The sequence below is a fragment of the Psychrobacillus sp. INOP01 genome, from assembly GCF_018140925.1.
In the GTDB taxonomy this organism is placed as follows: Bacteria; Bacillota; Bacilli; order Bacillales_A; family Planococcaceae; genus Psychrobacillus.
This window is the reverse complement of the sequence record NZ_CP073315.1, coordinates 3,471,048-3,483,845: the sequence shown is the minus strand read 5'-3', so window position 1 is coordinate 3,483,845 and position 12,798 is coordinate 3,471,048. Positions and strand designations below refer to the sequence as shown.

Sequence of the window (12,798 nt, the reverse complement as noted above, 5' to 3'; positions counted from 1 at the left end):
TACTATTAATAAGCGTGAAGAAAGGAGCATACAATGGTCTTAAATTTTTTTAAAAAGGAATATATTAAATATTTTGTTCTATCCGTTATGCTCTTATTATTAGCTATCTTCATACTTCCAGTATCTATTCCTATTATACTCGCTTTATTAACAGCTATTATTATGGAGCCAGTCGTCAAGTTCACTCAAAAAACGTTTAAATGGAAACGTAAACCTGCTGTCATAACTAACTTTGTTCTTTTTATAAGCGTCATTTCCGGACTATTGTACCTAGTGATTACAAAACTTTTTAGCCAACTCATTTATACATCACAGACCATTCCTACATATATAAATAGCTGGACAGGGTTATGGATCGATATGCAAAATAGCTTATTTAAATATACAGAAGGTCTCCCAAAAGAAGTTGTCGAATCGATTCAAAATAAATTTGATTCTACTTTAGTAAGTATGAGAGATGCCCTCCTAGATATTCTCAGTTACAGTAATATTTCTGCACTTTTGACGAATATACCGAACTTTTTAGTTAGTTTTATAGTGTTTATTATTGCTCTTTTTTTATTTATGTTAGATTTGCAGAATTTACAAGTTAAATTTTTTCATTATTTGTCTGATAATACTGCGAGTAAAGTACGTTTTATGTTTGCTAGTATAAAGAAAGTGGCTATTGGATTTATGAAAGCTCAGATTATTGCAAGTTTCATTATTTTGGGTGCCTCATTCATCGGTCTTTTGCTAATAATCACGCCAAAATATGCTTTGATAATGGCTATTGTCATTTGGATTATCGATATTATTCCTATATTGGGTTCCATCGCTGTTTTAGCGCCTTGGGCTATTTATCATTATTTAACAGGTGATATGGTAATGGGAACCAAGTTAACTATATTAGCAGTAGTATTATTAGTAATACGTAGAGCTGTGGAACCTAAGTTGATGGGTTCTCAAATGGGTATATCTCCCCTAGCTATCTTAATAGCCATGTTTATAGGGGCAAAGCTTTTCGGATTCATCGGATTTATGATAGGTCCTCTTGTAGTTATTATTTTTATAACTGCTAAAGAATCAGGAATGTTAAAACTTAACTTTAAAATTTGAATATGATCTATATTAAAAATACAATAAAAAGCCAATGCTCTTTTGGAATGAGTTCCTTTAGAGTATTGGCTTTTTATTTGTTTTATCCACCGATTATTGCTTTGATAACCGATGTTGTTTCTCCACCAGTATAAAATACGTATAACAGTAAATAAACAGCAACACCTGTAATAGCGACAAAAAACCATATAACACTTGTGATTGGTCCAATTTTACGATGCTTTTGAATATTATTTTTATACCCTAAATATAGAGTTACCAATCCAAAAACAGCACCAGTCGTTGCTAATGTAATATGGAATATTAAAAAGACTGTATAGTAAATTTTAATATCTGCTGGTCCACCAAAAGCTGTATTCCCGATGAAAATAGTTCGTGATGCATAAATGATGAAAAATATTAATGCTGAAATTGCAGCTGCAATCATTGTTTTTTTATGGGCTTCAATTTTCTTTTGTTTTATGAGTGCCCAACCAATCGCTACTAGAACAGCACTTAATACGATAAAAAATGTACTTATAGTTGGTAGAACGGGTAAATTCATCAATCATTCTCCTCGAATTACTTTATTAAGTTTAAAGATTAGCTTGTACTTTCAAATCATCTAGAGCTTTTTGTGTAATTTCTTCCGCGTTGTCCTGCTCATTTTTATACCATTTAAAGAAAATAGACATTAAGAATACTGCATAAATTATCTCTTGTACAATTTTCATCAGTATCCCACCTAATTGCTGGTCATCGATAGGTGACATATTAGAAAATAATTCAGGTCCGCTTAATGATAGTCCAGCTAATGTACTTGCTGGAACACATAGCTCCATAGCTTTCAACCATGCATCTGAATTTGTGTACGTATCATACAAAGGTGTTCCAGTGAAGATAATTAGAGCACATGCAGGAGTTATTAAAACTGCACTTCCAATAATGAAGCCAATTTTTTTTAACCCATGCAAACGTTGACTAACTCCCTCTATATCAACGATAGACCACCACATGAAAAGCGCTGATAGGAATAAAATAAACGTGTACGTTCCATGTAATCCTTCATCCAATTTGATATAATCGAAAAATAAAGGGATGTGGTAAAAGGAAAACAATCCCGAGAAGACAATTAGAGAAAGTAATGGCTTTGTTAGTACTGGAAAAACCTTACGAACTGCTGGCAATTCTATTACAGCTTTCCATACCCACCACGGTATCCCCTTCATTAGTAGCGGCGGAACTAATAATAGTAAAAGAGCCATCTGGACCATATGAAATGAAAACATAATATGTGCCATTAAATCCACAGGTGAACCCTTTACAATATATAAAAGAACTATGCTGACTAGAAAGTAAGCTGCCTCTTTCTTTTTCAGTGGCTCTGATACTTTAAAGTCATTTCGCCATTTGACTGTTATTAAAAAATATAAAATAGTTAAAAACACTAATACTCCAATCATAACAGGGCTCCACAATGCTTGGAATCCAAATATACTTATAGGCATAAGTATCATCGCTCCTTTTTGGTAACTTCCTTTATTATATAGGTCAAGCCCAATAACTTCAATGAACGAACTATGACAATTAAGTATTTCAAGATGTCTCTATTGACTTGTAATATGTACAAACACCCCTCTTAAAGGCAACTTTCTAACAGATCCATCCCCTCTACGTTACGTTCACTTAAAAGCATAAACTCTCTTTCAACCATTTTTTGATAGAGGAATGTTAAAATTGACACTAGTATTAAAAAAAACTAATTCTGAATCGCTATGAAAATGGTATTTAAATGGCTCTTGACACCTTACAAGTACTACTCACTTGATAGTAAGTGAAAGGCAGTGTCTTCGACGGGATTAGGGAGACAGATGAAGCATTATAAACGACTCGGAACGAAAATCTCCAATACTTTTCACTTGTTAAATTACCATGATCTCAATGTTCATAGGACATTTTCATATACTTTCTTACCTAAAAAAAGCCGAGACAAAGTGTTTAACTTTGTCTCGGCTTTAAATTGTTTAACCCCACCAAATAATTGTAAGGAAAGTTAAGATAAATGTGAATGCTATCAAACAAGCGCTATATAAGAAAAATGCAGCCACCTGATGATTTTTTTCACTCATATGCATGAAGTAGTAAAGCTGTAATACTACTTGAACTCCAGCAAGCAACAAAATAACTGGAACTATTAAATATACGGAAAAACCAGCAGCTACAGCAGTAAAAGCAATTAATGTTAAGAATATCATAATCGCAAATGTTGTAACTTGGTTACGCATATCTTTTTTACGTTTTTGCTTAATATATTCAAATTCTGTTTGTGATCTCATATAAACTTGAGCGTCGTGTGACATATTAACCAACAACTCCCATCAAGTATACTACTGTAAAGATGAATACCCACACTACATCAATAAAATGCCAGTATAGGGAAGCAGTATAATATTTTGGTGCATTATACAAACTAAATCCACGTTTTGCATTGCGTAACATCAATAGAATAATCCATCCTAGTCCAATTACTACGTGCAGTCCATGAGTACCTACAAGCGTAAAGAATGCAGACGAGAAAGCACTTTGTCCATAAGTAAAACCTAAATGTACGTAGTGATTAAACTCATAAATTTCTAAACCTAAGAAAGCTAATCCTAAAAGAACAGTTATAGCTAACCAAGTTTGCATACCTCTGAAATTATGATTTTTCATGTGATACATTGCATAAACACTTGTTAATGACGAAGTTAATAATAACATCGTCATAACAAATACTAAAGGTAATTCAAAAAGGGTATCTGTTGAGAACGTCATACCACTTGGGCCTTTGTTTTTTAATGCTAAATAAGTAGCAAACAAACTTGCAAATAGTACAGTTTCTCCACCTAGAAATAACCAAAATCCTAAAAATTTATTCTTACCTTCTAAAGTAACTTGCTCAGGATGATCTGGCCAAGTTTGTGGGGTGTACTTTTTATTAAAGTCCATAATTATTTACCCCCTTCATCATTCATTAAATCTTCTTTGTGAACATGAAATCCATGATCGTCTTTAATCGAACGAACAGCCATAGAACCAATTGTAATTGCTAAACCTAAAACAATGACTGGAACTGCCCAATCTTTTTCACCATTGTATAGTGCTCCAAAGGCTGCGATAAACAAACCAATTGTCATAACAAAAGGAATGAAAGAATTGTTTGGCATATGTATATCAGAAAGTGGTTCTGCATATGTCATACCTTCTTTGTTACCTTCTTGTTTTTCAATCCAGAAAGTATCTAATCCACGAACAAGTGGCGTTTGTTTAAAGTTATAGAACGGGATTGGTTGTGGAATAGCCCACTCCAATGTACGTCCATCTTCCCAAGGGTCATTTCCAACTTTTTCATTCTTAACAGCTGTAATGATGATGTTAATCACTAGTATAATTACACCAATTGCCATTAATATAGCACCTATAGAACTGATTAAGTTGAAAGTATCCCAACCTTGGTCTGCTCCGAAAGTAAATACGCGACGAGGCATACCCATAAGTCCTAAGAAATGCTGTATAAAGAACGTACAGTGGAAACCAATAAAGAAGAACCAGAACGTCCATTTACCTAATGTTTCACTTAACATTTGATTGAACATTAACGGCCAATATAAGTGTACTGCTGCTAAAATTGCTAGCACTACTCCTCCAACTATTACATAGTGGAAATGGGCAACGATAAAGTACGAATCATGTAATTGGTAATCAAGCGGAGCTGCTGCTTGCATAATACCTGTTACCCCACCCGCTACGAATGAAGGGATGAAACCTAACGCATATAGCATTGGAGTCGTAACTTTAATACTTCCGCCCCAAATTGTAAGCAGCCAGTTAAAGATTTTCATACCTGTTGGAACAGCGATTGCCATAGTAGCAACTGCGAAAATAGCATTGGCTGTTGGTCCTAAACCAACTGTAAACATATGGTGAGCCCAAACCATGAATCCTAAGAAACCGATTAATACAGTTGCAAAAACCATGGATGAGTATCCAAATAAACGTTTACGTGCGAATAAGGCGAATATTTCTGAGAATATACCAAAAGCAGGTAATATTAATATATATACTTCAGGATGCCCGAAAATCCAGAATAAATGCTCCCAAATAATCGTATTACCACCCATTGTATGATCAAAGAAGTTACCACCGAACATACGGTCAAAGATTAAGAAGAATAATCCAATAGTAAGTGGTGGGAATGCAAATAAAATCAGTGCACTAGCTACAAATGTAGTCCAGGTAAACAATGGCATACGCATGTAAGTCATACCTGGAGCGCGCATATTAATAATTGTTACAAGGAAGTTAATACCTCCAATATAAGTACCTGCACCGGCTATCTGTAGCCCAAGAGCATAAAAGTCAATACCATGACCAGGTGATGCTAATGATAATGATGCATAAGAAGTCCATCCTGCGTCAGGTGCTCCTCCCATAAACCAAGATAGGTTAAGGAAAATACCACCAAACAAGAATAACCAAAAACCAAGTGCATTTAGAAATGGAAACGCTACGTCACGTGCACCAATTTGAAGTGGCATGACTGCGTTCATAAATCCAAATAATATAGGCATGGCTGCAAGGAATATCATAGTTGTACCATGCATTGTTATAATTTCGTTAAATAGACCCGCACTAACAAAATCATTATCTGGTTTTGCTAATTGAATTCGAATAAGCATTGCTTCGATACCACCGATTACGAAGAACAAACCGCCGGCAGCAAGGTACATGACTGCAATTTTTTTATGGTCTACTGTTGTTAAATAGTCCCATAGAGTTGCGCCAAAGCCTTTTTTCTTTGCGATAGAACTCACAACTTTAACCTCCCTCATAATTTATCTGTGGAACTTATTTTTCTACAGATAGTCCCATTAGATATGCTGCAAGAGCATCTAATTGATCTTCACTAAACTTTTTGCCATCATTAATAGTTTCTGGCTGAGGCATTAAGTTACCTGGTTTGTATTCTTGAGGATCATTAATCCATTTTTTCAAGCTTTCTTCATCATGAGACATAAATCCAGCAACACGATTACGATCACCAAATGAAGCTAAGTTTGGTCCCATTCCGCCGGTAGAACCAGCACCTGAAGTTGCGTGACAAGCGATACAGCTAGTATTGAAAATTTCTTCTCCTTGAGTTGCAAGTTCGCCTTCTGCAACATGTTCAGAAGTTTTCATTGATTCAACCCAATTATTAAAGTCTTCTCGTTCTAATGTTTTAACTTTGAAATCCATTAGAGCATGTGACGGACCACATAATTCCGCACATTTACCATAGAACACACCTTGTTCTAAACTAGCAGATGCATCATCAAATTCTAAATAGAATTGGTTAACGTTTTCGACGTTTGTATCCATTTTACCGCCAGCTGTAGGAATCCAGAATGAGTGTTTCACATCAGCAGCTTTTAAATTGAAATAGACTTTTTCATCCGTAGGTACTACTAATTCTTGAGCAGTAACAATTCCTAAATCCGGATATTCAAATTCCCACCAATAAAGACTTGCTTTAACATTTACTGTTACATTTGTTTTGTTTCCTTCTTCATCTACTTGATCCATCGCAGCTACATCAGCATGTTTATAAGTATAATAAACAGTTGGAATAGCAAGGACGATTAACAGTAATATTGGAATAACTGTCCATATTATCTCAAGCGTATGACTTCCTTCTACTTGTTTAGGAATAACATCTTCCCCAACTTTTTTACGACGGAATTTCACTAGAGCAATAACATAAATAATTACTACTACAATAATAACTAAAGCCATAATAGCAGAAGATAGTAATAACAAGTTAAATTGATCTCTTCCGACTTGTCCTGCAGGTGTAAGCGTTGATAAGTATTCTTCGCCACAACCCGATAAGAAAATCGTTAGAGCTGCTAACAGTGAAAAAAGTCGCCATTTTTTAAGCCCTCTCATCATAGCTAAATCAAACCCCTCTTTCATAGTTGTTTTCATGTTTCTTTGGACTGTGGTTCTGTTTATATGAATTCTTGTTGACTAAAGAAAGAATTCCAGCAATTAAATAAAGATAGAAAAAATAATTATAGCTACGAATAATATCGTCATATAGTTTAAGGAATATATGAACATTCCTGTTGCCCATTTGATATCATCCTTTGCACGGAAACCTTTAATGGAGAAGTATAACCACCCCAGATTAAGTGCCGTTGCCAAAACAACAAATATTACCCCTAATTCCATTAATAAAAATGGTAATGGGAATAATAGTAGAATCCATAAAAGTATAGACACTTTTGTACGTTTAAAACCTTTTACTACAGGTAGCATTGGAATATTTGCAGCACGATATTCTTCCGTACGCTTCATCGCAAGTGCATAAAAATGTGGAGGTTGCCATGCAAACATGATCAAGAATAAAGCTAGTGCTCCAAAACCTAAACTAGGTTCAACAGCTGCCCATCCAATCACCGGTGGGATTGCACCGGATATACTACCTACTATTGTGTTACTCACATGTTTTCGTTTAGACCACATCGAGTATAACACAACGTAACTGACGATTCCTGCTAGTCCCCAAACTCCAGCTGAAGTAGAGGCCAAAAATAATAATATTTCACCTACAATCATTAGTGAAAAAGAAGTTATTAGCACGGCTGATGGACTAAACCGTCCAGTAACTGTTGGTCTTCCTTTTTTGCTCTTCATGACAGGATCTATATCACGATCGATAAAATTATTCATAGCTGCAGAACCTGCGATAATCAATCCGGACCCTATAAGCGTATAAAATAATATGTCTAACTCTCTAAGAAAGTTTCGATCAGTAAATTGAAATGCTAGCCACATACCAGCAAATGTTGTGAATAAGTTAGAATTGACTATACCTATTTTAATGAGCGAAAGAAAATCTTGAAAAAATGTAGTGTTTACCTGTTCAGTTTCAGTCTCATTAGTTGCGGTTATTGAATGACCATTTGACATGCTGCCCCTCCTTTCAAAGTTGTAAGCATATTCCGCTACCTTTTACTATAACGAAAATCTTTAGTAATTTCTACAGTTAATGATAATTTTCGCATAAATAGTTGAGATACTCATTAATATACTTAGAACATATCAATAGTAAAGCATTTACGCAGATTGTTTGTGAATGTTCGAGTACGAATTTATGAACAATTTGTGAAAAACAATTACTCTACCTATTAGTTTAAAGGTTATACATTGTATTTTTCGCCGTGATTCGATATCATCAAAAAGCAGATACCGTCTTTTAAGACGAGCAAGATACATAAAGTAGGTGGCGTATTGCATATTCATAAAAATTTAAAATGGTTAGCTGTTGCATCTACAGTTGGTATGCTGCTCATTCTTTTAGGAGGAGCATTAGTTACTAAAACCGATAGTGGTATGGGTTGCGGTAGACACTGGCCGGGCTGTAACGGACAACTTATACCCGATGTAATCACAGCTGAAGTATTGATTGAATTCTCACACCGTTTAGTTACAGGGGCTGTTGGTATATTAATCGTCGCACTAGCAGTTTGGGCATGGAAGGCACTTGGACATGTTCGAGAAACTAAATTCTTATCGGCAATGGCGGTATTTTTCTTAGTCGCTCAAGCATTGATAGGAGCGGCACAGGTAAAATGGGGACAAGGCGATTTTATATTGGCCCTTCATTTCGGGATATCTCTTATCTCCTTCGCTTCCGTTTTATTACTAACCTTGTTAGTTTTTGAGATTGACCGGAAGTTTGATACAGATAAAATCAGAATCGGCAAAACATTAAAATTCCATACAATTGGTGTAACACTTTATTCTTATATTGTCGTTTACACTGGTGCATTAGTTCGACATACCGAATCTAGTCTTATATGTAATGACTGGCCATTATGTAATAATGACCAATTTGCTCTCCCTTCTAATTTATATGAGTGGGTACAAATGGGGCATCGGGCTGCTGCAGGATTAATATTTATTTGGATTTTAATCATAGCAATTCACGTAATGCGGAATTATAAAGGGCAACGGGCAATTTACTGGGGATGGACCATCTCTTTAATATTAGTTTCCTGCCAGGTAATTACCGGCATGTTAGTCGTGTTGACTAAACTAAATCTTTATATAGCTTTACTGCATTCGTTGTTTATATCCTTATTATTCGGTTTGTTATGTTATATGATTCTATTATTATCCAGAAGTAAATTGAACGACTAAACAGAGTAAAGGCTGTCAGACAAGAATGTCTAACAGCCTTTTGTTTATTCTTTTTCCATAACGATCAATAAATCGCCAGTTGCAATCGCTTCTCCAGCGACAACATGAATCTCTTTAACAACTCCATTATATGGAGCTTGTACAGTAGTTTCCATTTTCATAGCCTCGGTAATAAGGAGATGTTGACCTCTTTTTACTTTGCTACCTGTAGAAATGGCCACCTTTAGAACAGTACCTGGCATAGTTGCCCCAATATGACCATCATTCGTCAAATCTGCTTTTGGCTTAGCCAAATGACTAACTTCTACATTCATATCCTGAATAGAAATCTCCCGCGGTTGACCGTTTAATTCGAAGTAAATAATTCGGTTTCCATCATGGGTCGGCTCACTTATAGATACAAGCTTGATGATTAACGTTTTTCCGATTTCGATTTCTACTTCAATTTCTTCCCCTAATCTCAATCCATACAGAAATGTAGGTGTATCTAATACAGAAACATCACCAAAGTTTTTTTCCGTTTCGCTATATTCTTCAAAAACCTTTGGATATAGAGTGTAAGCAAGAATCTCTTGACTGGTTACAGGTCGATCTAATTTATGGAATAGCATTTCTTTAATTCCCTCGAAGTTCACAGGCTCCAATAATTCACCTGGACGAACTGTTATCGCTTGTCGATCCTTTAGTATTACTTTTTGTAATTCTTGTGGGAATCCTCCATAAGGTTGTCCAATATATCCTTCAAAAAACTCAATAACAGAATCCGGAAAATCGATTGTCTTCCCTCTCGTTATGACAGAAACTTCATCTAAATTATTTTGCACCATGAATAAAGCCATATCCCCCACTACTTTAGATGAAGGTGTAACTTTCACAACATCACCAAATAATAGATTTACGCGAGAATACATTTCTTTTACTTCTTCCCAGCGCTCTCCCAGTCCTACCGCTTTTGCTTGTTGCTGAAGATTACTGTATTGTCCGCCCGGCATCTCATGAACATAGATTTCAGTGTGGGGGCTCATCATACCACTTTCAAAATCTTGATAATATTTACGAACATCTTCCCAATAATAAGAGATTTTTTCAAATGCGTCGATATTTCCTATAACCTCTCTATTAGAACCTTTAAGTGCATAACTCAAACTACTTGCACTCGGTTGGGAAGTTAAACCTGCCATTGCACCTAATGCAGTATCAACAATATCTACTCCAGCTTCTATTGCTTTTGCATACGTATATACTCCGTTACCACTAGTATCATGTGTATGAAGATGAATAGGGATATCAACCGTGCTTTTTAACTCACTCACTAAACGATAAGCTGCTTCTGGTTTCAATAGCCCTGCCATATCTTTAATCGCTAAAATATGCGCCCCAGCGCTTTCTAATTCTTTTGCCATATCTTTGTAGTACTGTACCGTGTATTTGTCTCTAGAGTCATCTAAAATGTCTCCAGTGTAACATAAAGCTGCTTCCGCGATTTTACCTGATTGTCTAGTTGCATCAATCGCAACTTCCATTCCTTTTATCCAGTTTAGGCTATCAAATATTCGAAATACATCTATGCCAGCATCCGCAGATTTTTGTATAAACTCTTTAATAACATTGTCCGGATAATTTTTGTATCCTACTGCGTTTGCGCCACGGAATAACATTTGGAATAATACGTTTGGAATCATTTGTCTCATTTTCAGCAAACGATCCCACGGATTTTCTTTTAAGAAGCGGTATGCAACATCAAAAGTTGCTCCTCCCCACATTTCATAGGAGAATAAATTATGCATCCCATGCGCAGATTCTTTCGCTATTCCAAACATATCGTAAGATCGGACTCTTGTTGCTAATAATGATTGGTGAGCGTCTCGGAAAGTTGTATCTGTAAGCAACACACCTTGTTGTTCCTTCACCCATTTAATCAAGCCAGCAGCACCTTGTTCATCTAAAATTTGCTTCGTGCCCATTGGAGGAGCAGTACTTAAGTCAAAATTAGGTGTTCTTGTTGGACCAAATATAGGTTTAGACTTTTTCTCGATACCTGGGAAACCATTAACCGTAACATTTCCTATATAATTCAATAATTTAGTCCCACGGTCTTTGCGATTTGGAAATAAAAATAATTCAGGTGTTGAATCGATAAAACTCGTATTAAATTGACCAGAAATGAAACTTGGATGTTTTACAACATTTTCTAAAAACGGGATGTTCGTTTTTATTCCTCGGATTCTGAATTCCTGCAAATTTCTGTCCATTTTAGCTGCAGCTTCTTTAAAGGACATGCCCCAAGTAGAAACTTTCACCAACAATGAATCATAATATGGTGATATTACCGCCCCTTGGAAACCATTTCCTGCATCTAAGCGTACACCAAATCCACCACCCGAGCGATAAACCATTAGTTTACCTGTGTCAGGCATAAAGTTATTCAATGGATCCTCCGTTGTTACACGGGATTGAATCGCAAATCCAAATAACGGCATGTTTTCCTGACTTGGAATTCCCATTTCTTCACTATTAAGAGCTATACCATCCGCTATTTTAATCTGTGCATGTACTATATCTACACCGGTAATCATTTCTGTAATCGTATGCTCCACTTGAATACGTGGATTTACTTCGATAAAAAAGAATTCATCATCCGTCACTAAAAATTCTACTGTTCCAGCATTTATGTAGGATACATTTTTCATTAATTGGACAGCTGCCTCGCATATTTTGTCGCGCAATTCTGAATTTAAAGAATTGGAAGGTGCTATTTCCACAACCTTTTGATGTCTTCTTTGAATGGAACAATCGCGTTCATATAAATGGATTAAATTCCCTTGCGTATCTCCAAGGATTTGAACTTCAATATGTTTAGGTTGGAAAATACAGCGCTCAACATATACTTCATCTGATCCAAAAGCAGCTTTCGCCTCCGATTTAGCACGTTCAAATGCACTTTCAAGCTCGTCTTCAGTTTGAACGACGCGCATTCCACGACCGCCACCACCTAAGGACGCTTTAATCATTAAAGGATAGCCGTGAGCTTTCCCAAAGGCCCGCACCTCTTCAACAGTATCTAAAGGGCCATCGCTCCCTGGAATAACGGGTATACCAGCTAGTACTGCTTGTTCACGAGCTTTCACTTTATCTCCAAACATGTCTAAATGCACAGAGGTAGGACCGATGAAGATAATTCCTTCCTCTTCACATCTTTTCGCAAAATCTACATTTTCCGAAAGAAAACCATACCCAGGATGGATTGCATCGGCTTTACTTTCTTTAGCAATTCGAATGATATCCTCAATATCTAAGTAAGCATCAATTGGCTTCTTACCTTCTCCAACTAAATAGGACTCATCGGATTTAAATCGGTGAAACGAACCACTATCTTCTCTTGAATATATTGCTACTGTTCGAAGGTTTAACTCCGTACATGCTCGAAAAATTCGTATTGCTATTTCCCCTCTGTTTGCAACTACAATCTTTTTAATCTTTCTCATCCCATGCACC

General features: G+C 36.0%; 10 protein-coding genes. 2 read left to right on the top strand and 8 right to left on the bottom strand.

The window, feature by feature from the left end; all coding sequences use genetic code 11:
• The first annotated feature begins 33 nt into the window (after positions 1 to 33).
• Positions 34 to 1,098, top strand: coding sequence for a sporulation integral membrane protein YtvI (gene ytvI / locus KD050_RS17000; protein WP_211893513.1), 1,065 nt, complete (start codon positions 34 to 36; stop codon positions 1,096 to 1,098).
• A gap of 82 nt (positions 1,099 to 1,180) precedes the next feature.
• On the opposite strand, the gene KD050_RS16995 is transcribed toward ytvI, so the two are convergent.
• The 7 genes from KD050_RS16995 to cyoE form a co-directional block, all read right to left on the bottom strand.
• Entirely contained in the window at positions 1,181 to 1,642 is a 462-nt protein-coding gene (locus KD050_RS16995) for a DUF420 domain-containing protein (RefSeq protein ID WP_211893512.1), read from the bottom strand.
• 31 nt (positions 1,643 to 1,673) lie between these two features.
• Positions 1,674 to 2,585 (bottom strand): cytochrome c oxidase assembly factor CtaG, encoded by a 912-nt coding sequence (ctaG, locus tag KD050_RS16990; protein ID WP_211893511.1) that lies wholly within the window; start codon positions 2,583 to 2,585, stop codon positions 1,674 to 1,676.
• Between the two features lie 516 nt (positions 2,586 to 3,101).
• A complete protein-coding gene (ctaF, locus tag KD050_RS16985; protein ID WP_211893510.1) occupies positions 3,102 to 3,437 on the bottom strand; it encodes a cytochrome c oxidase subunit IVB in 336 nt (111 codons plus the stop codon).
• Position 3,438: 1 nt separating this feature from the next.
• Positions 3,439 to 4,065, bottom strand: coding sequence for a cytochrome (ubi)quinol oxidase subunit III (locus KD050_RS16980; protein ID WP_211893509.1), 627 nt, complete (start codon positions 4,063 to 4,065; stop codon positions 3,439 to 3,441).
• 2 nt (positions 4,066 to 4,067) lie between these two features.
• Positions 4,068 to 5,930, bottom strand: a complete 1,863-nt coding sequence (locus tag KD050_RS16975; RefSeq protein WP_211893508.1) for a cytochrome c oxidase subunit I — start codon at positions 5,928 to 5,930, stop codon at positions 4,068 to 4,070.
• A gap of 34 nt (positions 5,931 to 5,964) precedes the next feature.
• Positions 5,965 to 7,047, bottom strand: a complete 1,083-nt coding sequence (gene coxB, locus KD050_RS16970; protein WP_211893507.1) for a cytochrome c oxidase subunit II — start codon at positions 7,045 to 7,047, stop codon at positions 5,965 to 5,967.
• A 99-nt stretch (positions 7,048 to 7,146) separates the two neighbouring features.
• On the bottom strand, positions 7,147 to 8,070 hold the full coding sequence (cyoE, locus tag KD050_RS16965; protein ID WP_211893506.1) for a heme o synthase: 924 nt from the start codon (positions 8,068 to 8,070) through the stop codon (positions 7,147 to 7,149).
• 321 nt (positions 8,071 to 8,391) lie between these two features.
• On the opposite strand from cyoE, the gene KD050_RS16960 reads away from it, so the two are divergent.
• Complete coding sequence (locus KD050_RS16960) at positions 8,392 to 9,303, top strand: COX15/CtaA family protein (protein WP_305080224.1); 912 nt, start codon at positions 8,392 to 8,394, stop codon at positions 9,301 to 9,303.
• Positions 9,304 to 9,347: 44 nt separating this feature from the next.
• Here the strand turns inward: KD050_RS16960 and pyc are convergent, their stop codons facing one another.
• Positions 9,348 to 12,788, bottom strand: coding sequence for a pyruvate carboxylase (gene pyc, locus KD050_RS16955; RefSeq protein WP_211893505.1), 3,441 nt, complete (start codon positions 12,786 to 12,788; stop codon positions 9,348 to 9,350).
• Positions 12,789 to 12,798: the final 10 nt, after the last annotated feature.